We start from the raw sequence: 23,406 nt of genomic DNA on the forward strand, positions 1-23,406 counted from the left end.
TTTAGGCAGCCTTCGTCATTCGATGCAAAATTTTCTCAAGGCTGGCGACAAGGCCAGCGACATGCTCTTCGCTGGTGGTCGGCGCCACAAGAACCATATTGTGGAACGGAGTGACCAGATATCCGAGGTTGAGGAACGCCGTATGCAGCGCCTTCTGAACCGTCGGATTGGCTGCGGCGTGTGCTTCACTTGCGTTCTGTAGCGGATGAGGCGCGAACACGATTTCGAGCCGGGCGCCAACGCGGCCGACGTGCCACGGCAATTCGTATTGCTTGATGGCTGAGGAGAAGCCCCTCTCGATGGTATCAGCAAGTCGGTTCATTTTGTCGTGAGCCTCGACCGTCATCACCTCTTCGAGGCACGCTCTGAGGCAGGCAAGTTGCAAAGCGCTACCCGAGAGCGTCGTGCCTATGCCTGAGTGGCCCGTACCCGTATTCGACGCGCGCACGGCGTCAAACCGGCTCGCCACATCGTCCGTCATGCCCCATACCGCGACGGGGATGCCTCCGCCTACTGGTTTTCCAACAACAAAGATATCCGGATCGAGGCCGTGAACTTTCGTATATCCGCCAAATCCGGTCGAAACTGTATGCGTTTCATCGATGTGAAGGAGCGTTCCGGTGGAACGCGTCAACTCCCGCAGAGCGTTATGAAAGCCGGGTAGCGGAAGGATCATGCCGCAATTGGTCATAACAGGCTCCGCGACCACGCAAGCGATGTCACCATCGCTCAGCGCAGCCTTAAGAGCAGGAATATCGTTGAAGGGAATAGACACAGTCGTCTCGGCCAGATCCACCGCCTGACCTAGCAAGCCGTTGCGAGCGACGGTCTGCCCATCAACGAGGTCCACCAGCGTCTCATCGGCGGCCCCATGATAGCAACCATCAAATACAAGGATTTTTTACGGCCAGTGACCGCCCGTGCGACCCTAAAGGCAAAGCGATTGGCGTCGCTTGCTGTTGCTGTCACCTGCCACATTGACATGCCGAATGTACTACGCAACAGGCGACCAACGGCAGTCAGGTCTTGGGAGGGCAACATAGTGGTAAGGCCTATAGTGCCGACGCTGGCCAGCGCATTCAAAATCGGCTGCGGTCCATGCCCGAACATCGCACCGCTGTCTCCCAGACAAAAGTCAATCGCGTGGTTTCCATCGATGTCCCAAACCTCGCTCCCGGTGGCTTTGGCGATCACGACTGGGAATGGCATTGGCCAGTCCCGCATCCAATATTGCGGCACCTGATTGAAGAATCCGGAGGACGGCGCATCGAAAACGTCCTTGCTGCGCGGCCGCCGGCTCCTGAAGGTCACAATTTCTTCGGCAAGAATCCGCTTCGCGGCTGCAAGGACAGGACCCGAGTCCAACGGTCTTGCGGGTGAAATGTTTTGCACGGGTCAACGCCTCTCAAGTTGAATTAATGTGATCACATTATTGGAGCGACTGCTTCGGTGTCAACTGGATCTCGAGCTGGAATCTCAGTAGATCCGTCGTAAATGATCCCAAGGTACTGTAGAGGGAGTTGAAGCTCAGCAATGATGTGATCACGTTAGAGGTGTCAGGGAATCATTTGATCCGGCTCACGGCAGCATTCTTTCCGGACACTACCAAGCCATGGGTCATGCGCATCTGATTTCCAAAGGGTGCGACTGTGGCATGAACATGCAGGACGCCATCGACCTGCCGCGCCTGGTGCCGGCAAGCGGCCTTTGCGCCGCAGATCGAGGTGGAGCAGATCGTTCTGGCGGCGACCATCGCCGAACTTAAGGCGGGGGCTCTGATCGTGCCGGCAGAGGACCCTATCGGCGGCGCGCAGGTGATCCGCAACGACTTGGAAAACGGTACGCTGACCGGTGCATCGGAATCGCGCAAGGACGAGAATGCGCTCGCTATTGATCCTGTGTGTCTCACCAGGAATGATGGACGCAGGACCGCTTGCGTCATCCCGTTCAGGCCGGTGCCTCCTAACGTCAAATATCGACGGGTCCCCGGGGAATAGGCTTGGTCTGCTGCCTGAGGAAAAATCGGCAATCTGGAGACGGTTTGGAGAACTCGTAGCGCGCAGAACTTGACAAAGGGCGTCTTCACTAAGGTAATCACGGTTAAGGTAATTATTTACCAGAAAACAGGCATATGCAGTTTCTCGGGCGCGAACGTGAACCCAAGCTGGTGCGGACCGAATAGGATTCGCAACGACCTTCTCTCATCCTGCCGGCAGTTGGGAAGCAGTGTCGCCTCGTTCTATGCCACCTCTTCAAAGCTTACCCTGGCGTCTAACTCGCCTTTCCCGACAGGCCTTGGCGATACCACGCCATGGGCAAAGAGGGATCAGACCGCTTTGCGGGACTTGAGCTCCTTCGCCACCGACTTCTTCAACGCATCCATAATGTTGATGACGTTGTTTTTTCCTCGTTGCCGCCCTTGTCAGACTTCGAAGCCTTGGGTTTGGTGGGTTTCTTTGCCTTGCTTTTGTCTGCTATCAGCTTCAGCAAACTTTCTTGGATCGGGTCGGACACCATTTCGGGTGACCAGTCTTTCAGACGCTTTTTGATGGCCGCCTCAAGTGCTGAAACGTTCTTTGCGTCCGACTTTTTGTCAATGCCGGCAAAATACTCGCTCTCCGGCCGCACTTCGTCGCCAAAACGGAGCGTCCAGACCACGATGCCTTCGCCCCTCGGTTCGAGCATAATCGCTCGTTCCCGGCGACCCAGGACGACACGAGAAATGCCAACGACGTTCTCGGCCTCCATGGCTTGGCGGATGACTGCGAAAGCTTCGTCGCCGATTTTGTCGTTCGCGGTGAGGTAGTACGGGGTTTCGAGATACACCCACTCGATGCCGCCACGCGGGACGAATTTTTCGATGTCGATCGTACGGACCGTCTCCAGCTCGACGGATTCTAGATCCTCGTCAGTCAGGATTACGTATTCGTTCTCGCCGCGCTCATAACCCTTTGCCTCGTGCTCATCCTTCACGGGCTTGCCGGTTACGCCATCCACGTATTGAGAGACCACGCGGTTTCCCGTATCCTTGTTGAGCGTATGGAAGCGGACTTTTTCGGAGTCTGATGTGGCCGGTGTCATTGCCACAGGGCAGGTGACGAGCGATAGCTTGAGGTATCCTTTCCAATATGGGCGACGCGGTGCCATCGATCAGCTCGCTTTCTTGCTTGCGGTCTTTGCGCGGCTCTTTGTGGAGTTGGAAGCTTTGACCTTTTTGCCCGAGTTGGCATTGGCGGCCTTCGACTTGCCTGCCGACTGTCTGTCCATGCCAGCGCTCTCACGCAGAGCTTTGAGAAGGTCGTTGGGCTTGGATGCCTTGATAGGCTTGGGCTTCGGAAGGGTCTTGCCCTCCGCCTTCGCCTTCACCAGAGCATCGAGGGCATCCTCGTAGCGGTCATCGAATTTCGCCGGATCGAACTCGCCCTTCTTCGTGGTGATGATGTGCTTGGCCAGATCGAGCATCTCGGTTTCGACTTTGATCTTCGCCACGTCTTTGAAGACTTCCTCTGATGGCCGGACTTCGTAATCGTAGTTGAGGGTCGTCGCGATCATGCCTTTGCCATGTGCCCGGATCAGGACAGTTCGCATTCGGCGGAAGAGCACAGTGCGAGCAATCGCCGTGGCACTTGTCTTGCTCAGGGCATCCCGGATGCTGATGAAAGCATCCTGGTCGGCCTCGTCGACCGGCACCAGATAGTAGGGCTTGTCAAAATAGACGTCGTCAATCTTGCCGCAGGGGATGAATGCTTCGGCTTCCAACATTTTGTCCGAGTCAGGCACAACCGCTGCCACTTCATCGGGATCAATCATGATGTAGTCGCCGTTGCCAGTCTCGAAGCCCTTGACCTGTTGGCCGCGCTCCACGACCTCCTCTGTCTCACTGTCGATGAACTCGCGTTTCAGACGGTTGCCGGTGCTCTCGTTGATCATATGGAAGCTGATCCGCTCGGAAGTCGAGGTTGCGGTGTAGAGGCCAACGGCACAATTGAGTTCACCGATCTTCAGGTGTCCTTTCCACTGAGCGCGATGTGCTGCCATCTTCTTCCTCCATCTCTGTCAGGAAACTCGACACCGCCTCATTGGTTCCAGCGCTGTTCATCGATCAGTGAGAGCTCTGGCCGACGGCAGCATCAAGGTGCCCGTCGCCGCGCAGCTTAACGTCTTGCCACTCGGATTTGCAGGGTCGACCGGTCCGCCTATCCGGCATTTGTGGTGCCGATGAGTTTGGTCGCGAAACCATGGGGCGTTTGCGGCGTTTGTGAAGGCGATGGAACACAAAGGAGAATTTGACATGGCAGACGATAGCACCACTACAATTCGGGCAACGTTCGAAACGAGGGCGGCGGCGGACCTTGCGGTCGAACATCTCGTTCAGCAACACGGTATTTCCAGACCCGACATTTTTATCCAGTCTTCGACCGACCAGAACACCGTCGGCTCCAGGCCGTCCGGCGGCGATGCCTCGCATGAAGATGGCGCTCGCCATGATGGGGCTCTCGAAGGCGAGATCGAGCTATCCGCAGATATAGCTGCCAGCCGGTTCGCAGTTGTCCAGCGCAGCCTAGGCGACGCAGGTGCGATCCGGGTCTCAGGACGTTGACCGGGTGCAGAGCCGGCATGGAGCCGGCTCTGTCTGCAGTTGCGGAAAGGATCATCGAACTCATGGCCGACACCCTCTCTACGTACCGTGCCAAGCGCGATTTCAAGAAGACCGCTGAACCCAGCGGCCAAGCCAAGGTCAAGGCGTCCAATCGTCATCGGTTCGTGATCCAGAAGCATGACGCAACACGGCTGCATTACGATCTGCGGCTGGAGCTCAACGGTGTGTTCAAGTCCTGGGCGGTGACGAGAGGCCCGTCTCTGGACCCCGGCGACAAGCGCCTCGCGGTCGAAGTTGAGGATCATCCACTCGATTACGGCGATTTCGAAGGCACGATCCCGAAAGGCCAATATGGCGGCGGCACGGTGATGCTGTGGGATCGCGGCTACTGGGAGCCCGAAGGAAAAAGACGCCGGAAGAAGCGCTTGCCAAGGGCGATTTTAAGTTCACGTTGGAAGGCGAGCGACTGCATGGCAGCTTTGTCCTCGTGCGCATGCGCCATGATCGCGACGGTGGCAAGCGCACCAATTGGCTGCTGATCAAACACAATGACGACTTTTCCGTCGTGGAGAACGGCGCGGCGGTGCTTGAGGAGAACTTTACCTCCGTAGCGTCCGGTCGAACGATGGATGCGATTGCAGCAGGCAAAGGAAACAAGCCAAAACCGTTCATGCTGCAAGGCGGCGCGGTTGAAGCGGACGCGGTGTGGGACAGCAGTCATGGTCTAGCCGCCGAAGAGCGCAAGTCGGGTACAAAGTCAGCCGCTAAGGCATTGCGGAAACCAACCGCAGCCATGCGCGCGAAATCCATGATGCCGGATTTTGTCGCGCCGCAGCTTTGCGAAAGTCTGGCGCGCCCCCATTGGCAGGTGGCTGGATCCACGAAATCAAGTTCGACGGCTACCGCATCCAGATGCGGGTCGAAAATGGCGAGGTCACGCTGAAGACTCGCAAAGGACTTGACTGGACCGCGAAGTGGCCTGTGATCGCTCAGTCAGCCTCCGCGCTGCCCGACTGCATCATCGATGGCGAAGTTTGCGCTCTTGATGAAAACGGCGCTCCCGATTTTGCTGCCTTGCAGGCAGCGCTTTCGGAGGGCAAGACGGACGATCTCGTCTATTTCGCCTTCGATCTTATATTCGTGGGCGGTGAAGATCTCCGCGAATTGCCGCTGGCAGAGCGAAAGGACGGATTGGCAGCCCTGCTGTCGGATGCTGGTGTCGATCCCATCCTTCGATTTGTTGAGCATTTCGAGACGGGAGGCGATGCTGTGCTGAAATCCGCCTGTCGACTATCGCTGGAGGGCATTGTCTCGAAACAAGCTGACGCGCCTTATCGGTCCGGTCGGACAGAGACATGGGCCAAATCGAAATGCCGTTCGGGCCATGAGGTGGTCATTGGCGCGTATGCCAAGACAAACGGCATGTTCCGATCGCTTCTCGTCGGCGTCAACCGCGGCAACCACTTCGTCTATGTCGGCCGGGTCGGCACGGGTTTTGGCGCGAAGGTCGTCGAAACACTTTTGCCGAAACTGCAGGCGATGGAGACTTCGAAGTCACCATTCACAGGTATCGGCGCGCCGAAGAAGACATCCGACATTGTCTGGCTCAAGCCTGAACTGGTCGCCGAGATCGAGTTCGCTGGATGGACGACGGATGGTCAGGTCCGGCAGGCGGCGTTTAAGGGTCTCCGGGAAGATAAACCGGCCGACGAGGTGGAGGCTGAGGTTCCTGCATCTCCGCTCGAAAGCGAGGTGCCAGATCCCGAGCCCCTCAAACCGGCTCCCAGGCGTTTTCGAAAAGGCGCAAAGGTGGAAGTGATGGGTGTTATGATCTCCAGCCCAGATAAGCCGCTTTGGCAGGTTTCCGGCGATGACGAGCCGATCACCAAAGTCGATCTGGCTCGCTATCATGAGGCTGTCGGCCCGTGGATGATTGAGCATATTAACGGCCGGCCCTGTTCGATCATCCGCACGCCCGATGGCATTGGCGGCGAGCAGTTCTTCCAGCGCCATGCCATGCCCGGAACGTCCAACCTGCTTGAGCTCGTCACTGTCTTCGGCGACAAGAAGCCGTATCTGCAGATCGACCGGGTGGAGGGGCTGGCTGCGATCGCCCAGATCGGCGGCGTCGAACTCCATCCATGGAACTGCGAGCCCAACCAGCCAGAAGTGCCGGGCCGACTGGTCTTTGACCTTGATCCTGGCGAAGGCGTTGAATTCTCCAGTGTTGTCGAGGCCGCGCGAGAAATTCGTGATCGCCTTGAGGAACTGAGGCTTGTCAGCTTCTGCAAAACAACTGGCGGCAAGGGCTTGCATGTCGTCACGCCCTTGTCCGTGCCGAAGGGCAAGAAGCTGAGCTGGGACGAGGCGAAAGGTTTTGCCCATGACGTTTGCCAGGAAATGGCGCGCGACAACCCGGATCTCTATCTGATCAAGATGGCCAAGAACCAGCGCGAAGGCCGCATCTTCCTCGATTATCTCCGCAATGACCGCATGGCGACGGCGGTTGCACCTTTATCGCCGCGCGCACGTCCAGGCGCGACAGTCTCGATGCCGCTTACCTGGAGGCAGGTCAAAGCGGACCTAGATCCCAAGGAGTTCACGATCCGCACGGTGCCCGACCTGTTGAAGCAGACCACCGCCTGGCAGGACTATTGTGATGGCCAGAGGCCGCTGGAACAGGCGATCAAGCGGCTGGCAAAATCCAGAAAGAAACCCGCCTAAGGTCTGTGGGCACGAGCAGTAGAGCCATGGAAAGAGAAATGACAAGCCGCAGAGAGGGCGAAGCACCCGTCGGAGCGACCACGGACCTTCCTCATGATCGCATCACGGTTCAACGGTTTCGTCAGTCATTTCCGCGCGCCCGTTGGAGCGATAGCCTGAACGCATGGTTCGTGCCGGGTAGAACTGCCGGCAAGCGCATCGGACGCTGGCTCGCCCGGATGGAAGCCGACGCGGATGCCTTTGCCGACGAGAAGGGCAGGGATGCTTTTGCCTTCGATCCGATTAAAAGCCGTTATCTCGACGCTGCCCCGTCCGGTTTGCACGTCCGTACGCCCTATTCGCGCACAGTCGTCACCGAAATCCGGGAGATTCCGCTTGCGCGCTGGGACGCAGATCGCCGTCTATGGACCGTCCCATACAGATCCTTGGATGAGTTACGAAGACGATGGCCTGCGATAGAGGCGGCGGCCGAACGAAATGAGCCTGCAGTGCAAAAGGCGCGGCGCGAGGCATTGAGAGGCACGGACCAAGAAGAAGTCGCGAAGAGGAGAACCCGTGAGCGCCGCCTGAAACGCTATCCCGTGCCGATTGATGCTGTGCCGCCATTTGAGCGCGCAATCAGTACGTATGCAGGCGTCGTTATCTTCACGGGCACGCATGGCGAGCTGGCAGATCCGGAAACCATGACCGAGTTCTATTTTTTCCAACGCCAGATGAGGAATATGTTTGGGCTGCTTGGCGGCCCGGGTCTCTCGAGGAATTGGTGACGACGTGGCCAGCGCGCACGGGTCCCGGCGAGCGGGAAATGGCTCGTGGTTGGTGGTTGCCGGATCTCGACGAACTGCGGGCTGCGCGGCAGAAAGCGAGATCGAAACGGCGGGCGGAGCAACGACGACGGGGAGATTAGGTGCGATAGGAGACACCGTTGAGCGGGTATAGACGATGAACGAGATGGAAAGATTCAAGGAGCTTCCACCTGTGGAGCTGTATGAGATGATCGGACTGTGGACTGGCCGGGATATTCCGTCCGGCCACCCTCTTGATGGCGTCCTTGAAAACCTCGGCTGGTTTGGCAAACGGTTCTCGGGTCAAATGCGTGCCGATGCGCTGTTGTTCCGTGGTGGGGAAAAGCGCGTGGTCGCCATCGATCCGGCCTGGATACCACTCCGTCTTGCCCTTCGTTTCCACGAGCTCGGAAGGACCCGAGCCGCACGCTACCTGTTTTCCTACCTGTTGCGCAGGCTCACAGCCAAGGGTCCGGTAGCGTCGTTAAAAGCTATGCCGTTTCAGGGGGTGACAAGTGCAGCGATGGTCTACGACACGCAGACCATCGTCGATTATTTCCGCAAGATTGACGATGATCGCGTCATGGGTGCCATGGTGATCGAAGGCGACGACCGCGTCTATTTCTTTGAACTCGCGCGTGTTGAAGAAGTCTGAACCAATACGGTAAGGCAGGCCCGCCCTGTCTGGCTACACTGCGCATCGAATAGCGGGTCGCCGTTGCGACTATTGCTGAGCCACCAAACAGCGGATTTCCAGTGCTGGCAGATCATGCTTTTGGCAAGCAAGCGGTCGCCAGAGCCAACTTGCCTGCCATCTGCCGTGCCGTCATCAGCGCCCCCGCCATCCTCATGACGGGAACCCGACGTGCCCCTGCGACGCGTAAATTCGAACGGCAAAAAACAGTTCTGCCAAAGTGGTCGCTAAGGCGGCACTACTGCGGCAAGTGGCAGCATCGCTCGATCATCGCTGAGTCCGGCTTGACTTACCCAATGGCGGACGAAGCAAGACCGTTTCTGGGGACGTTCCATCCTCCGGTCGATCAGCTTGTTCATTCGACCAAGTTTCGCAAACTGAACCCCGAACATGAGGGCGGCCAAGGCCGGTTGTGCTTTCGTGGGGGCAAGCGAAGGCGCTGCAGAGGCCCTTTGTTGGCAGTCGCCTGACATTTATTCGGCGCACATTGCAATTTTTCTATTCCGCCGACGTGCGATCCGCATCCTTTTGCCGCCGTCTGCGTTGTGCTTTTCCAATAACCAGAACGAAGGACAACGGTATGCAGAACGGCGGCAAGATTACAGGCAAGATCGATGAGATAGACGAATATTTCAAAGATCCCATCGATACGAACGAGACCGGCGAGGGAAAGCCCGTAGCGTCTCAAAACAGCAACGACGAACACCGTGAAGAGCTTCGTCGCTTGTTTGCCCTTGTGGCACATTTGCGCGATCAAGTTCGTGAAAGACAATCCCAGCCAGATACCAACAATAAACCCCACCGGAATGGTTCGGGTCTGGCAATGATTTCAACGGTGCTTTTTGCGGCGGGTCTGGTTGGCGCCTTCTTGACCCTGCAGACGGGAGCACTCCGGAGGAGATAAAAGGAGAACAACCATGTCCGTCAAAGCTGTCGCAAAGTCGCTTGTAATAGAGGTTGCCGGTCCTGAAGAAAAACAGCCAAAATCCGGTGTGGAAGACGGCATTATAGCGACCGAAAAGCGGAAGGCCAAGCTCAAGCGCCCGGACGTAAAGAAAGTGGGCACAGATGAAGTCCAAAATCCCCTTTACGTCAAGCGTGGCGGCAGTCCCTAAGCCGCTGCCGATGACCGTCGGATCCTTTAACGTCACCTGTCAATGAGAATCAAAGTCTAAAATGGTCGGGTTATCCTCAGGGCGAAGCGGGCCGAGGACTTTTGGTTGTCGAATGTCGGCATTCTGGCGGTCACACCAATTGAAAGACTGATGCCGCGATAAACCGTTCGTCGGTTTTTGGGCAGTTGAAATAGTAGACAGCTACAATCTTGCCATCTGGGCGCACCACGGTACGCGGATAACCCAGGTCCGGCCCGCCGCCATCATCGCGAATGATCAATGGAGCGGTCCATGACGTTCCATTGTCTGAACTAATTACGGCGCGGATACCGAAAGGAAAGCTCCGATAACCATAGGTCAAGACCAGCCTGCTGCCTGCCTGCGCAAGGGCGGGCGGATTTCCCATGAAGCCGGTGTCGATCACCGGACGTCCAGCAAACGTCCATGTTCGGCCCTTGTCGATCGACTTATAGGCATCGATCCAGCCGCGCCTGCCTTTGTCGTTGCAACGCACGAGCGTAAGGACAGCGCCATCGAGCAGGCGCGCAGAGGCCGGCATGATCGCATAGCCTCCCTGGGCCTTACCTAAGAAGGTCTGGAATTGAAATGACCTGGCGCCGTCGCTCGTACGAGCGCAAAAGACCCTGCCTTCCGTTCCGTCATCCTTCGTTGTTGTGAGCAAAAACAAGGCATCGTGATGGTCGAGCGCTACAATGTCTGTCCGCGCGGAAATACCTCCAGCGAGCTCCAGACCGTTGAATTTGAAAGGACCTTCCCATGAATGCGCACGATCCCGGCTGACGTAGAACCAGCTTGTCGGCCGTCCCACTATCCCGGTACGAGCCGCGAGAATGATAACTTCGGCATCCAGAAAGTCGACGGGTTCGACCAGCGGCTGGAGATCCTGAGCGGGTACGATTGTCTTGCGGGCCTTGAGGGTCTCATCGACATGCTCGTCCGCCGATAAGGTCTCAGCGGCGGGGACCAGTGCATTGAACTGCTCTTGCTTCCACGTCCGTCCTCCATCGATGCTCCTGGCCTGAGCTGGCTTAAATGGGTGGCAGGGATCTTCGAGATGAAAGTTGCCATCGGGCGATCCGACACGTCCGATCGCAAATACGCAGACAATCTCATTGCCCCAGTTCCAAAGACCGTAGTTGGCCGGCCAGCCGGCGAAATTTCCGCGTCGCCGATAGACCTCTGCATGGGCGACCACAGCCCCCGAACTCATTTGCGGGATGCCCCGTCGCCGCGCGCCTCGCCCGGTCGAGGTCCGCGAATTTTGCGAAACAGGATAAACCCGGAGAGGACGAAACACACAGAGTTGGTCAGTATTATCGGCCACTCATCTCGCATCACGCCGAACGCTGTCCACAGCGCGAAGCCCGTAACCGTCAAGGTGTACATTCTCGCGGAAATGGCATCAGTGTCGCCCGTTCTGACGACCTTGTACGCCTGCGGCACGAAGCTGCTCATGGAGCAGAATGAAGCGAGATAACCGACGATCAGGGCAGTGTCCACGATGTTCTCCGGATGTACTGCGCCAACCCCCAGTCATGTGGATTGTTCCCTGCTTGGCACTTCGGCGCGTTCCGCCGAAGGAAGGCGCCTTTGCGCCTCAAGGAAACATGCGCCTTTCTTGCCGCTTGTCCCAAACGCCTTTTTGGCTCTGCGGGGGCCTGCCTTCCAGAACGGCATCTCAAAAAATCCTTCGCCGCTTGCATGTTTTTCGTAACCGGTGTTCCGATCCCACATTGTCCTCGCCGCCCTGATCTGTGATCGCCGTTCCATGGACGAGCAACGGGAGTTTCTCCATGGAGAGTACATTGGAGTTTCTCACAACCAGGAAGTCTGGACGTGAGGTTCACCGGCAGTGGCCTGATGAGGTCAAAGCGCAGATCGTGTCTGAGAGCCTTCGGCCCGGTGCGAAGGTGAATGAGGTCGCTGAACGCTTTGGATTGCGGGCGAACCGCCTTTCGACTTGGCGGACGATGGCGCGGCAGGGCAAGCTTGTTCTGCCTGCACCTGAGGATGCGAATGAGTTCGCAGCGGTAGTCGTCGATCCACCCGTTTTGGAGCCGCTGATCAAAACTAGCCGCCCCGAGATCATCGTCGGTTCGGTCACGATCCGCCTGGAAGAGGGCGCGTCTGCCGCCCGCATCGCTGCTGTCGCGCGTGCCTGCGCGGTTCCGGCATGACCCTTCCATCGAACCGGGTTCGGATCATGGTGGCGACCAAACCGGTCGACTTCCGCAAGGGCCACGATGGCCTGGCAGCGCTGGTCAAAAACGAGCTGCACAAGGACCCTTTTACAGGGACGGTCTTCGTATTCCGCTCGCGCAAGGCGGATCGCCTGAAGCTGATCTACTGGGATGGCAGCGGGCTGGTGATGGCCTACAAGCGGCTTGAGGAGCACACGTTCACCTGGCCGGGCATCAAAGATGGCTTGATGACGTTGGGCCATGCTCAGTTCGAAGCGCTGTTTGCAGGCCTCGACTGGCGTCGAGTCCGTTCCGTAGAGCCGAGACAGCCCGAGGCCATCGAATAGATGCGGCACGATGACTCGGGCGGTAAATTCCAACGGCGAAGCGACGCTAGCTTTGATAGACTTCGGCCATGTTGGACGCCGCCAATCTTCCCGACGATATTGCTGCCTTGAAGGCGATGCTGATCGCGGCGCAAGCGCGTGAAGTTCGCAAGGATGAACGGATCGAGCGACTAGAGAAGCTGGTCGCCGCCTTCAAGCAAGCCGCCTTCGGCCGCAAATCCGAGAAAGCTGACCCAGAGCAATTCGATCTTGCGCTGGAAGACCTGGAAATGGCCATTGCAACCATCCACGCCGAAGACGAAGCCGATAGCCCTTCTGGGAAGCCGCACCCCAAACCCCGGGCCATCAATCGCGGTTCTCTGCCCGCCCACCTTCCTCGCGTCGAGGAGATCATCAAGTCGGAAAACTTGATCTGCGCTTGCGGCGGAGGCTTGCATTGCATCGGCGAGGACGTCTCCGAGCGGCTGGATGTCATTCCGGCGCAGTTCCGTGTCGTCGTCACCCGTCGCCCCAAATATGCCTGCCGTTCTTGCATCGACGGCGTTACTCAGGCTCCAGCGCCTGCACGACTGATCCTGGCCGGGTTGCCACGGAGGCAACCATCGCTCATGTGCTGGTGTCCAAATACGCCGATCACTTACCACTCTACCGGCAGGCCCAGATCATGAGCCGCCAAGGTATTGATCTGGACCGTTCCACGCTGGCCGATTGGGTGGGTCGGGCTGCTTTCGAACTGCGCCCGGTCTTCGACGCCCTCATGGCCCATCTGAAGCGCTCGACGAAGCTGTTCATGGACGAGACCCGTGCGCCGGTACTCGATCCCGGCTCCCGCAAAACTAAGACCGGATACTTCTGGGCACTTGCCCGTGACGACCGCCCGTGGGGTGGCGGTGCTCCACCAAGTGTGGCCTTCACCTATGCTCCAGGTCGCGGCGGGCTACATGCCGAGCGGATATTGGGAGGGTTCACGGGCGTCCTTCAGGTGGGCGGCTATGCCGGATATAATCGGCTGATCGCACCGGACCGTGTCGGTCCCGACATCCGGCTAGCCTATTGTTGGGCGCATGCCCGGCGTAAACTGGTCGAGATCACCCGCAACGGCTCGGCACCGATTGCCGTGGAAGGCGTGAAGCGGATTGGCGAACTCTATCGCATGGAAGACGAGCTGCGGGGTCTTTCCCCAGAGGCTCGCCTGGCCGGGCGGCAGGAACGATCAGCGCCACTGATCGCCGACATGCGGATGTGGCTGACGCAGCATCGCGCCCGCGTCGCTGGCAAGTCGCCGCTTGGCGAAGCTCTGGCCTATATCGCCAAATACTGGGACGGTCTTTGTGTTTTCCTGCCCGACGGCCGCATCGAGATCGACAACAACACCGTCGAGAGAACCATCCGACCGATAGCATTAAATCGGAAGAACGCTCTCTTCGCCGGTCACGAGGCCGGGGCCGAGAACTGGGCGACCATTGCCTCGCTGATAGAAACCTGCAAGCTCAATGCCGTCGATCCGTTCGCGTACCTGTCCGCCACGCTCACCCGCCTCGTCAATAGCCATAAGCAGAGCCGGATCGACGAGCTAATGCCGTGGAAGTACCCGGAGCGAACACACGGCTGAAGTCCGCTGTCGGGCCATTACCGCCATCCCGACTATTTCTAGGGCATTGGCTTCCGATTGGGATTCGCGACGAGGAATTCGCCAAGAGCCGGGTCCTCGGCATGGCGTTTCTGCTGATCGATAATCACGAAGTTGGTACCCAACTCGACCTGAAGCAAAAGCAGAAGCTGGTCCACATCGCTATTGAAGCGGTCGCACCTCGCTTGCGTCCAGAGGCTTGGATCAGGTGGATACAATGGGTTGAGGTAGCTAAGATATTCTTGATCAAGACGGTTGATGAGCGAGTGAACGTTGCTTGGCAATAAAAGCCGGGGGAAGTGCGACATCCCCTTGAAGGTCATACACGGTCGCATCAAGCGGTCCGACGCCCAATTTGGATCGGGTAGCATCATCACCCGCCCACAAGCACCCGCCAGCCCCAAAATCAAAGAAAAATCGTAGTGTGCCTTTTGTCATGGTGGGAATAGTCATGTTTTACGAAATGTCCGCAAGTGGCGCTTGTTGCCATCTCTATCACAGCGGTATTACTCGAAACGGCAATACGCGCATGGTCAAGGTGCGAGGCCAACAGCGCTAACTGTTTTTCCGCGGTTCTTTGCAGCAAGATCTGAGCGGCTTCAGCCGTCGAGTCGATGGTCAGATACTCAAGCCGTTTAAGGGTGATTGACTTGTCCCATTGGCTCACATTCATTTGCCTAAATTTCTTGTCGTCACGGGTCCTTCCAGCTCAGCCGGCATGAACCCTTCCGAGAAAATCCCGAATAAGGGAGGCGACATCATCGCGATGCGTTTCCAATAACCAATGCCCGCCATCGAGCATATGCAGTTCCGCTTCCGGCAGATCGCGCAAATAGGCACGCGCCGATTTTTCGGGCATATAGTGATCGTTAGGCCCCCAGACGATCAAACTTGAAGGCTTATGTTCTCGAAGGTATTTCCGGTGCTCCGGAAACCAGGCACGATTATTCTTCAACCCGGCGATCAGATCGATGGCGATCTGCTTGCGTTTTTCCGTGAGCAGCGACCAATGCAGCTTCCACAGATCAGGCGGTATGGTCGCAGCCAGCTCAGGTTTGAGGTCGTTGAGGAACTCCTCCCGGAAAGAGTCTTCGTTCACGCCGTCAACGAGCGCCTTTCTCATCTCGTCTATCGGCAGGGTCCATGTCGCTTCGATCTCGGCGTATTGCGGACCCAGCGCATCCTCATAGGGGATGTCTCCGTTCTGTATGATGAGCGCCGCGATACGTTCCGGGCGCCAGATTGCCAGGCGTGCGCCGATGGGCGAACCGAAATCGTGCAGGTGGAGGGCGAAGCGATCGATCTGCAGCGCTTCGACAAACGTGTTCAGGAACTTTGCATAGCCGTCGAAACTGTAGTCAAAATTCTCCGGGGTTTCACTGTAACCTGCACCTGGAAGGTCCGGTGCGATGAGGCGCCAACGGTCGGCTAGCCGCGGCATGAGATTGCGGAACTCGTACGAAGAGCATGGATATCCATGCGGTGGTAAAATGACCGGCGCATCCTGCCTGCCAGCCTCGCGATAGAATGTGTCGATGCCGGCAACGGTAAATGATCGATGTCGCACGAGATTGTCCATCATACGTCTCCTTGGATGTTCAAAATCGTTCTTTTGTCTCCTCCTCGGGAAGTCCGGCGCCGATATCTGCCCACTGCAGTCGGCTTTCCACACCATAGTGCCCCGCCGGCCTGATCAGTTCGGGGTGATCGAGGGAGCCTGCGGTCAGCCGTATGAGGCCGTCACCGTCATATTGAAGGAAGAGTGGCGAACCGCAGGTCGGGCAGAAACCCCGGGTTGCTATGGGTGACGAACGGAAGATGGCGGGCGACCCGTTGGACCATGTGAGTGAAGCACGGCGAGCCTGCACCAGCACTGCAAATCCGCCCCCGGTTGACCGCTTGCACATATTGCAGTGGCAATAACCCGAGTGGGGCGGGTCATCTTTGAACTCATAGCGACAGGTGCCGCACAGGCATCCTCCCGTCCAAAGTTTGTCGCTCATCTCCGATCTTCCTCGTGTTGCTCGGCACCTTCAACCGGGCTGAGCCAGTGCTCGCGGCGCTTGACCCAGAGTTCATAGGTTGGCGTGAGTGGGGTAGGAGCGTTTGAAAGAATGCCAAGCTTGATTTCGGCCTCCTGCTCATCAGCGGAGAATAGCCGTGCCCCGCAGCGAGAGCAGAAACGTCGACCCTGGAATTCGGCGGTCTCTCCCGAGTGCGTGAACCCCTCGGCAGGCCAAACCGCGAAGAAGGTGAAAGCCGAGCCGCTCTCCTGTCTGCAATCGGTGCAATGACAGATGCCGATGCGACGCGGTGCTCCGCGAACAGAAATCTGCACCTGCCCGCAAAGGCATTTTCCGGAGTAGCGTGTTGTCATGGTTGAAACGCGCCTTTTTTGCCAAACAAAGAACGATTCCGGCGGAAAACGGTTCCGCCCGTTGACGGCACCATTGGAATTCAGGCGCCGCACTCTTGTGCTGGTGTCATGGCGGCGTTTCATAGGAATTCGCAATAGCCGCCCGCAATCCCGGTACCACCAACCTGGACAGAGTGCGTCGCCGCCCCCTTGTCGTGCTGTCGGGCAGATAGGGGAACATCGCTGGCGGTCTTTCGTCGCGAGCGTAAACATGATCGATTGACGGTCAGCACACGCGCTTGGCGCTCCACAGTGGCATAGAATCGCAGAGCTTTCCCAAAAGCCGATCTCGTACAATTTTCCTCAATCCGATGACGGCCTTACCCGGCCGTTTCCAGCGATCTTTTCGGCGGCGATCCGACCGAGCCACGTTCGATAATCGACGTCGGCAGAACCAGCCGTTCGGCTGGTCGTGTATCGCCCTGGAGGCGGCGGATGAGCAGTTCCGCGACACTTTTTCCGAGACTATAGACCGGTTGATCAACGACGGTGATCGGCGGACTGGTAACGCTTGTCCAATCGGCGTCGTGGAAGGTGATCAGCGAGATGTCTTTCGGCACGCTCAGTCCGAGCGCCAAGATGACCTTGAAGATTTCCAGCCCGATCAGGCTGTCGGAGGCGAGGATCGCCGTTGGCCGATCGGATGGCGAGAGCAGCTTGGTCGCAATCCTGCACGTTTCCTCAGGGCTGGTTGCGCCGAGATGGACATGACGCTTGGGATCGGCAATGCCGGCATCATGGCAGACCGCGAGAAAGCCCTCGATACGCTCGCGCACCGAGGACGTGTAGATCTGGGTCAAATCACGAAAGCGGCCTCCGTCGGCATCAACTGCAGTCACGTAGGCGATCTCGCGATGACCGGCCTCAACGAGAATGCGGGTTGCGCGCATGGCAACGTCGCGGTCGTCGACGGTCACCGTATCGACATCCAGATCGGGTAGCGCTCGGTCAAGCAGGGCAAGAGGCCTGCCCGAGCGATAGATGTCGCGCAAATGTGAGATGTCCCGTGATTCCGCTGGCGTGACGATAAGCCCATCGACGCGCTTGCCGATTAATAGGCGAACGGCCGCTTTCTCCACTTCGATCTGTTCACCGGAATTGGCAAGAATGACGTTGAAGCCGGCAGCGCGTGCTGCATCGCTGATGCCGCGAACAGCGAGACTGAAGAACGGGTTTTCGATATCGCCGACCACGACGCCGATGATGCCGGATTTGCCGGTCGTCATGCTGCGCGCCAGTTCGTTGGGTCGGTAGTCCAGCGCCTTGGCGGCGGCCATGACGTCTGCATGCACCTTATCGCTGACGGCGCCATAGCCGCCGAGCACGCGTGCTGCTGTTGCCTTCGAGACTTTTGCTTCTCGAGCCACATCGCTGACGGTGACGGAACGGGATTTGGGCGTTGCTTTTTTCATCTTGGGAAGGACTACAAGAGTTGTTGACGGAACGTCAATGTCGCTATAACAATTATCATTGAGACCGGTCTCAATTAGTGTGAGACCGGTCTCTTTTAGGCAATTGGGTTCGAAAAGGGATTGGTTTCATCTTCTTAAATTCTGTCGCCGACGCCGCTGGGCGCGCTTCGGCAGGAGGGTGAAAGATCGCGTCTTTTTTCAGAATGCAAAAGAACAGACCTTCAGAGTGGAGAGAAGACATGAGCAAGATTGGAATTCTCAGGTCGTTGGTGTCACCGGTGCGGACCGGTGTAATGGCTCTTGTGGTTGCGTGTGCAAGCTTCGGTGCGCAGGCCCTTGGCGCCGATGACAATCCCTATGGCCTGATCGACGCCAATGTCATCAGCGTCGGCACGATGGGCGATGCCAAGCCCTACGCCTTCACGCAGGCCGACGGCACGTTTTCAGGATTTGATATCGAGTTCTTCCTGAACGTTGCTGGCCGACTTGGCTTCAAGCCGGAACAGGTGATCTTCACCGGTCAGGAATTCTCGGCGCTGATGCCATCCGTCGCCAATGAGCGTTTCGACGTTGCCGTCGCAGCCATAGGCACGACGGAAGCGCGCAAGAAGACCGTCGACTTTTCCGATGGTTACCTCGCCGGCTATCTCTCGGTGCTGACACCCGACAAAGCAATTAACGATGCAGCGGGCCTCAAAGGCAAGCGCCTCGGCGTCGTCCAGGGCACGTTGCAGGAAATCTATGCGGCGAAGAATTTTACCGAAACTGATCTCGTCAAGTTCCCGGACAACAACTCGGCGGTCTCCGCGTTGAACAACGGAACGGTCGATGCGCATTTCCTCGACTACGAGGCGGCCAAAGAATACGGCGTGCGTTATCCGGACCTGAAAATCGCCGTGAACATTCCGTCTTTCGATGCTCCCGCCGGCTTCGTCCTGCGAAAGGGCAACGACAAACTCCGCGAAGCGCTGAACACTGCGCTGCATGCTGCCATGCAGGACGGAACCTGGAAGACGCTCTATGAAAAGTGGTTTCCGAATTCGCCGATGCCAGATGAATATCTCCCCAGGAAGTGACCGACAATGGCCGCCGGCGAAGGCCGCCGGCGGCCGCGCGACACGCTGAAGCCGCGGAACGAACGGCGGCGGCGCATTGAAAGGGGAACAAATGAACTGGCTCGAAAACCTGCGGCGCAGCTTCCTCGATTGGCAGGCTATGGCGGACATCCTGCCAAGCATGATCACCATCGGCTTGAAGAACACGCTGATTCTTGCGGCCGCCTCGACTGTTCTAGGGGTTATACTGGGTATGATCCTTGCCGTGATGAGCATATCGCCATCGCGCTGGTTGCGCATTCCGGCAAGGATTTACACCGACATCTTTCGCGGCCTGCCGGCCATCGTCACCATTCTTCTGATCGGTCAGGGTTTTGCCCGTATCGGCCGTGAGCTTTTCGGGCCGTCGCCCTATCCACTTGGCATCTTGGCGCTCAGCCTGATTGCGGGCGCCTATATCGGCGAGATCTTCCGCTCCGGCATCCAAAGTGTCGAACGCGGCCAGATGGAAGCCTGCCGAGCGCTGAGCATGAGCTACGGGCAGGGCATGCGCCTGATCATCATTCCGCAGGGCATCCGCCGCGTATTGCCGGCGCTGGTCAACCAGTTCATCGGCAACGTTAAGGATTCAAGCCTCGTCTATTTCCTTGGCCTTCTGGCCTCCGAACGCGAAATTTTTCGCGTTGGTCAAGATCAGGCCGTCGTCACCGGCAATCTGTCGCCACTCCTGCTCGCCGGCGTGTTTTATCTCGTCATCACTGTACCGTTGACCCACGTGGTAAACTTCATCGACAATAGATTGAGGCTCGGCACGCACAGAGCGAGCACGTTGACCAGCGGCCTTGCCGAAGTGAGTGAACTCCAAGGTGTCGTGAGTGGGCTTTCAGTTGCCGAGACGCTGGCGCCAGAAGAGGTGCGCTTCAAGGGCGGCAGCCTTGCTGTCAGCAAGCTCGACATGGCTTATGGGGACCTTCAGGTGCTCAAGGGCGTCGATCTGGCAGTCAAACCGGGCACCGTCACCTGCATTATCGGTCCGTCCGGGTCGGGCAAATCCACATTACTACGCTGCCTTAACCGGCTGGTGGAGCCGAGGGTGGGGATGTGCTGCTCGACGGCGACAGCATTCTTGCGATGAAGCCGGAAAAGCTGCGCCGGCGGATCGGCATGGTATTTCAGCATTTCAACCTGTTCCCGGATCACACCGCACTCGAAAACGTCATGCTGTCGCTGACCAAGATTAAGGGCATTCCGACACAGGAAGCCGAGCGCATCGCCGAGGCTCGGCTTGCCGATGTCGGACTTGCCGCTCGCGCTCATCATCGCCCGGGAGGCCTTTCCGGCGGCCAGCAGCAGCGCGTCGCGATCGCTCGTGCGCTGGCAATGGATCCGGAAGTCATCCTGTTTGACGAGGTGACGAGCGCGCTCGATCCCGAGCTCGTGAAGGGCGTACTAAATCTGATGGCCGATCTTGGGCGGCGGGGTATGACGATGGTGATCGTTACCCATGAGATGGGTTTTGCCCGCAAGGTCGCAGATCAGGTCGTCTTCATGGATGAAGGTCGCGTCATCGAGGCCGGAACGCCCAGTGCAATCTTCGACAATCCGAAAAGTGATCGCTTGAAACACTTCCTTGCCGAAGTGCTGTAGCCGTCCGATCCGTTCGTGCGATCTGTGCACCGGAGCAGCTCTTGCAGACGCGATATAACGCAACACCCATATATCGAGAGAGACTTACATGACATCAGCCTCATCCATCTCAACCGTCGCCGTCGTCGGTGGAGGCATCTTCGGCGTTTCGACTGCTGTCCATCTCGCGCGATGCGGGATCCGCACTACGCTTATCAATGACGGTCCGCTCGCCAACGGCGCATCTGGACGTTCGCTTGCCTGGTTAAACAGCTCCCGCAGGCGTTCACCGGAGTATCACCAATTGCGCATGATCGGGATTGATCGCTACCGTACCCTTTCCGCAAAGCATCCGAATGCAAACTGGTTGCGGTTCGATGGCGGCTTGACCTGGGATGCCGACGACGCCTGCAACGAGATTGCCGACGTTTTTGCCCATGAGCAGGCACTTGGATACGATGCGCTGCATCTGTCGAGCGACGCGATCGCTGCCGCCACTCCGGGCATCGACGCTAGAACGGTTACGCGGCAGGGGGCGATCTTCAATCCCGGCGAAGGCTGGGTCGATCTCCCATCCCTGATCGCGATCCTCGCTGCCGAATTTTCGCAACGCGGCGGCATGGTCGTCACCGATGCCGGCCACGCTTCGGTTATAATCGAGGATGGCCGCGCAACCGGCGTCATGACGACGAGTGGACGACGCTTTGACTCCGATGCGGTTCTTCTGGCAACGGGTGGTGCGGTTCCGGGCATGGTTGCCGAAAGCGGACGACATATTGCAGACGGAACACCGACTGCTCTTCTTGTGCGCACAAAACCGGTAAATTTGCCGCTGAGGGCTGTGCTAAACACACCGCGTGTCGCGATCCGTCCCACGCCGGACGGTGCGCTGGTACTTGATTCTGCCTGGTCCGAAGAAGAGATAATCGTCAGGGCGGATGGAACCTACGAGATCAAGGATTCCACGGTTCGTGGACTTCTCGATGAGGCATCGAGGGTTCTTGAGGGGAATCCCGCGCTCGAATTGGCGAACTACGGCGTTGGTCCAAAGCCTATCCCTGGCGACGGTGAACCCGTATTCGGTGAACTGAAAGGGATCAAGGGCTACTACGTGGCTTTCAGCCACAGCGGGGCAACGCTCGGTCTCATCGCCGGAGAGCTTCTGGCGAGTGAAATTGCTGGTGGGATGGAGCATCCCTTGTTTGCATGCTTCCGGCCGGATCGTTTCTCCTGATACGGGGCAGAGGGACCTGGTTTTTCCAGGAAACGACAAGTCGTCTCAAAACGCGATGCGCGCAGCCGCTGGAAAAATAGGCGCTGGATGGCACCCGTTTCGAAGCCCTTCACCTGTTGGTCGCGTTCCACGACCATCTGGGTCTCACGGTCAATGAATGTGCGTTTCAGATGGCTCCCGTGCTTTCGTTGGTCGTCTGGAGGCTGCTCCGCTTAGATGTCGAAGTCGCCGTGCGGAGCCCAACGGCGCAACTGCGGCATTTGCTCCATAATGCTGGAAGGGCGGGCAAAGCTTGAGTTTCGGCATCTCTGTTCCATTTGACGTCCTATACGCCGAACATCACGGAGGATCTGATCGAATGACGCGGAATATCATGGCGCTGGTCTTTGCGGCCGTATGGGGACTGGGCAGTGTAGGAGTGACGCATGCCGAGCAGTTGGCAGCAAGGTCGGCCACCAGCATTAAGAGTGATCTCAATTATCTGATCTATACGCCAGACAACTATGCGTCGTCCGACAAGGCGTATCCGCTTGTCGTGTGGCTTCACGGCGGCGATCAGGGTGGGACCGATGTCGAGAAGGTTAGATCGAGCGGCATTCCGAAACTGATCGAGGACGGAAAGACATTCCCCTTTCTGGTGCTTTCGCCCCAGAACCCGAGTGAAGAACTACTTTATCCAATCGAGAAAGTGGAGGCGGTGCTCGACGAGGTCATGTCTAAGTATCGTGTCGATCGCACGCGGGTCTATGTCGTGGGGTTCAGCCGCGGCGGTTTCGGTACTTGGGCCATGGCGGAACAGTTTCCCGATAAATTCGCTGCTTTCGTTCCGATCGCCGGCGGCGGTAATCGCCACTATCTGAGCAGGACGAATGAAAAGGCAGCTTTCTGGGTGTTCCACGGCACGAATGATGACGTCATTCCCTTGTCGGATTCGGTTGTGCTTTACGAGCGCCTTGTCGGTCTCAAGCGGAATGCTCGGTTGAGCGTTCTGGAGGGCGCGGATCACTCGGGCGTCGAGTGGGCCGCTTTGAATGATCCGGAGCTTTGGGATTGGCTTTTGAAACAGCGCCTCGAGGTCGTGCCACAGTAGACCTTTGAGCCCTTTCCGCGCATCGCGAAATGGCAACTGCAGGGCTTCACTTAGCGCTTTCACTTCAGCTATGGAGGTTCCTTGATTGTATCCAAAACAGACGCCAGCCGTTTGCCGCGTCTGGCTGATAACGACGGACCTCGTCTCTACTCGCTTTTCTTCCTTTTTCGGGACGGACGCGAACGAATGAAACAGTCCGGAACGATGATCGTTGCTCTTTCTAAGAGTGAGAAACGTTTGCGCGGCGGCGACGCTGCGGGGGCAGCCTCACCGCACCGACCAGGAAAGGACCCATAGGCCAGCGACGGGATGGGATCGGCGCACATGCAGGGGCAAGCATGTCAGAGAAGTTGACCGTATCCCGCTGGATTATGGCAGCGTCGCGTCACCCAAACTGTAGGAAAACCTGCCTGGTATCACGGTGGGCAGCGATACGATGTGGACAGTTTCCGATGAAGGAAGGGCAATCGAATGCCT

21 protein-coding genes and 5 pseudogenes are annotated in these 23,406 nt (G+C 57.9%); 14 read left to right on the forward strand and 12 right to left on the reverse strand.

Features of this window, described 5'->3' with window-relative positions; genetic code table 11:
• Position 1: 1 nt before the first annotated feature.
• Positions 2–850 carry an aminotransferase class III-fold pyridoxal phosphate-dependent enzyme gene (locus P6U16_RS21500; protein WP_277704420.1) on the reverse strand — a complete coding sequence of 283 codons (849 nt, stop codon included), beginning with the start codon at positions 848–850 and terminating at the stop codon, positions 2–4.
• Positions 805–1,392, reverse strand: a complete 588-nt coding sequence (locus P6U16_RS21505) for an aminotransferase class III-fold pyridoxal phosphate-dependent enzyme (RefSeq protein WP_277704421.1) — start codon at positions 1,390–1,392, stop codon at positions 805–807. The genes P6U16_RS21500 and P6U16_RS21505 overlap by 46 nt, the downstream gene beginning before the upstream one ends.
• 332 nt (positions 1,393–1,724) lie before the next feature.
• Between P6U16_RS21505 and P6U16_RS21510 the strand changes: the two genes are divergently transcribed.
• Positions 1,725–1,997, forward strand: a complete 273-nt coding sequence (locus P6U16_RS21510; protein ID WP_277704423.1) for a hypothetical protein — start codon at positions 1,725–1,727, stop codon at positions 1,995–1,997.
• 329 nt (positions 1,998–2,326) lie between these two features.
• Here the strand turns inward: P6U16_RS21510 and P6U16_RS21515 are convergent.
• Positions 2,327–3,147, reverse strand: a pseudogene (locus P6U16_RS21515) (Ku protein).
• Between the two features lie 3 nt (positions 3,148–3,150).
• Positions 3,151–4,038 carry a Ku protein gene (locus P6U16_RS21520; RefSeq protein ID WP_277704424.1) on the reverse strand — a complete coding sequence of 296 codons (888 nt, stop codon included), beginning with the start codon at positions 4,036–4,038 and terminating at the stop codon, positions 3,151–3,153.
• A gap of 253 nt (positions 4,039–4,291) precedes the next feature.
• Between P6U16_RS21520 and P6U16_RS21525 the strand changes: the two genes are divergently transcribed.
• The 6 genes and pseudogenes from P6U16_RS21525 (at position 4,292) to P6U16_RS21550 (ending at position 9,918) form a co-directional block, all read left to right on the forward strand.
• Positions 4,292–4,600 (forward strand): hypothetical protein, encoded by a 309-nt coding sequence (locus P6U16_RS21525; RefSeq protein WP_277704425.1) that lies wholly within the window; start codon positions 4,292–4,294, stop codon positions 4,598–4,600.
• Positions 4,601–4,662: 62 nt separating this feature from the next.
• A pseudogene (ligD, locus tag P6U16_RS21530) lies at positions 4,663–7,324 on the forward strand (DNA ligase D).
• 38 nt (positions 7,325–7,362) lie between these two features.
• A pseudogene (locus P6U16_RS21535) lies at positions 7,363–8,231 on the forward strand (hypothetical protein).
• Positions 8,232–8,266: 35 nt separating this feature from the next.
• Positions 8,267–8,764, forward strand: coding sequence for a DUF4334 domain-containing protein (locus tag P6U16_RS21540; protein ID WP_277704426.1), 498 nt, complete (start codon positions 8,267–8,269; stop codon positions 8,762–8,764).
• A gap of 619 nt (positions 8,765–9,383) precedes the next feature.
• Positions 9,384–9,707: a hypothetical protein gene (locus P6U16_RS21545; RefSeq protein WP_277704427.1), complete on the forward strand. Its 324-nt coding sequence runs from the start codon at positions 9,384–9,386 to the stop codon at positions 9,705–9,707.
• A 13-nt stretch (positions 9,708–9,720) separates the two neighbouring features.
• The gene (locus P6U16_RS21550; RefSeq protein WP_277704428.1) at positions 9,721–9,918 is read left to right on the forward strand and encodes a hypothetical protein; all 198 of its coding nucleotides are present in this window, start codon (positions 9,721–9,723) and stop codon (positions 9,916–9,918) included.
• 130 nt (positions 9,919–10,048) lie between these two features.
• Here P6U16_RS21550 and P6U16_RS21555 read toward each other — a convergent pair whose 3' ends face one another.
• Positions 10,049–11,134 (reverse strand): sialidase family protein, encoded by a 1,086-nt coding sequence (locus P6U16_RS21555; RefSeq protein WP_349017722.1) that lies wholly within the window; start codon positions 11,132–11,134, stop codon positions 10,049–10,051.
• An 11-nt stretch (positions 11,135–11,145) separates the two neighbouring features.
• The gene (locus P6U16_RS21560) at positions 11,146–11,439 is read right to left on the reverse strand and encodes a SemiSWEET transporter (protein WP_277704430.1); all 294 of its coding nucleotides are present in this window, start codon (positions 11,437–11,439) and stop codon (positions 11,146–11,148) included.
• A 293-nt stretch (positions 11,440–11,732) separates the two neighbouring features.
• Here P6U16_RS21560 and P6U16_RS21565 point away from each other — a divergent pair, with 293 nt between their 5' ends.
• The 3 genes and pseudogenes from P6U16_RS21565 to P6U16_RS21575 all read left to right on the forward strand — a co-directional run bounded on the left by P6U16_RS21565 (position 11,733) and on the right by P6U16_RS21575 (position 14,078).
• Positions 11,733–12,116 carry a transposase gene (locus P6U16_RS21565; protein ID WP_277704431.1) on the forward strand — a complete coding sequence of 128 codons (384 nt, stop codon included), beginning with the start codon at positions 11,733–11,735 and terminating at the stop codon, positions 12,114–12,116.
• Entirely contained in the window at positions 12,113–12,466 is a 354-nt protein-coding gene (gene tnpB, locus P6U16_RS21570; protein WP_277704432.1) for an IS66 family insertion sequence element accessory protein TnpB, read from the forward strand. The genes P6U16_RS21565 and tnpB overlap by 4 nt, the downstream gene beginning before the upstream one ends.
• Before the next feature lie 68 nt (positions 12,467–12,534).
• Positions 12,535–14,078 (forward strand): annotated as a pseudogene (locus tag P6U16_RS21575) (IS66 family transposase).
• 38 nt (positions 14,079–14,116) lie between these two features.
• Here P6U16_RS21575 and P6U16_RS21580 read toward each other — a convergent pair.
• From P6U16_RS21580 to P6U16_RS21605, 6 genes are all read right to left on the reverse strand, one after another.
• A complete protein-coding gene (locus P6U16_RS21580) occupies positions 14,117–14,419 on the reverse strand; it encodes a hypothetical protein (protein ID WP_277704433.1) in 303 nt (100 codons plus the stop codon).
• An 83-nt stretch (positions 14,420–14,502) separates the two neighbouring features.
• Positions 14,503–14,763 carry a hypothetical protein gene (locus P6U16_RS21585; protein ID WP_277704434.1) on the reverse strand — a complete coding sequence of 87 codons (261 nt, stop codon included), beginning with the start codon at positions 14,761–14,763 and terminating at the stop codon, positions 14,503–14,505.
• A gap of 42 nt (positions 14,764–14,805) precedes the next feature.
• Positions 14,806–15,675, reverse strand: coding sequence for an alpha/beta hydrolase (locus P6U16_RS21590; protein ID WP_277704844.1), 870 nt, complete (start codon positions 15,673–15,675; stop codon positions 14,806–14,808).
• Positions 15,676–15,694: 19 nt separating this feature from the next.
• The gene (locus P6U16_RS21595) at positions 15,695–16,099 is read right to left on the reverse strand and encodes a GFA family protein (RefSeq protein WP_349017723.1); all 405 of its coding nucleotides are present in this window, start codon (positions 16,097–16,099) and stop codon (positions 15,695–15,697) included.
• On the reverse strand, positions 16,096–16,473 hold the full coding sequence (locus P6U16_RS21600) for a GFA family protein (RefSeq protein WP_277704846.1): 378 nt from the start codon (positions 16,471–16,473) through the stop codon (positions 16,096–16,098). Before P6U16_RS21600 ends, P6U16_RS21595 begins: the two co-directional genes overlap by 4 nt.
• A gap of 359 nt (positions 16,474–16,832) precedes the next feature.
• Positions 16,833–17,924 carry a LacI family DNA-binding transcriptional regulator gene (locus tag P6U16_RS21605; RefSeq protein WP_277704435.1) on the reverse strand — a complete coding sequence of 364 codons (1,092 nt, stop codon included), beginning with the start codon at positions 17,922–17,924 and terminating at the stop codon, positions 16,833–16,835.
• 239 nt (positions 17,925–18,163) lie between these two features.
• Here P6U16_RS21605 and P6U16_RS21610 point away from each other — a divergent pair, with 239 nt between their 5' ends.
• From P6U16_RS21610 to P6U16_RS21625, 4 genes and pseudogenes are all read left to right on the forward strand, one after another.
• Positions 18,164–19,000 (forward strand): ABC transporter substrate-binding protein, encoded by an 837-nt coding sequence (locus tag P6U16_RS21610; RefSeq protein ID WP_277704436.1) that lies wholly within the window; start codon positions 18,164–18,166, stop codon positions 18,998–19,000.
• Positions 19,001–19,091: 91 nt separating this feature from the next.
• Positions 19,092–20,626: pseudogene (locus tag P6U16_RS21615) on the forward strand (amino acid ABC transporter permease/ATP-binding protein).
• A gap of 88 nt (positions 20,627–20,714) precedes the next feature.
• Positions 20,715–21,839 (forward strand): FAD-binding oxidoreductase, encoded by a 1,125-nt coding sequence (locus P6U16_RS21620; protein ID WP_277704437.1) that lies wholly within the window; start codon positions 20,715–20,717, stop codon positions 21,837–21,839.
• 373 nt (positions 21,840–22,212) lie between these two features.
• Positions 22,213–22,929, forward strand: coding sequence for a prolyl oligopeptidase family serine peptidase (locus P6U16_RS21625; protein ID WP_277704847.1), 717 nt, complete (start codon positions 22,213–22,215; stop codon positions 22,927–22,929).
• Positions 22,930–23,406 lie beyond the last annotated feature (477 nt).

Source organism: Rhizobium sp. 32-5/1, assembly GCF_029537235.1.
Classification (GTDB): Bacteria; Pseudomonadota; Alphaproteobacteria; order Rhizobiales; family Rhizobiaceae; genus Pararhizobium.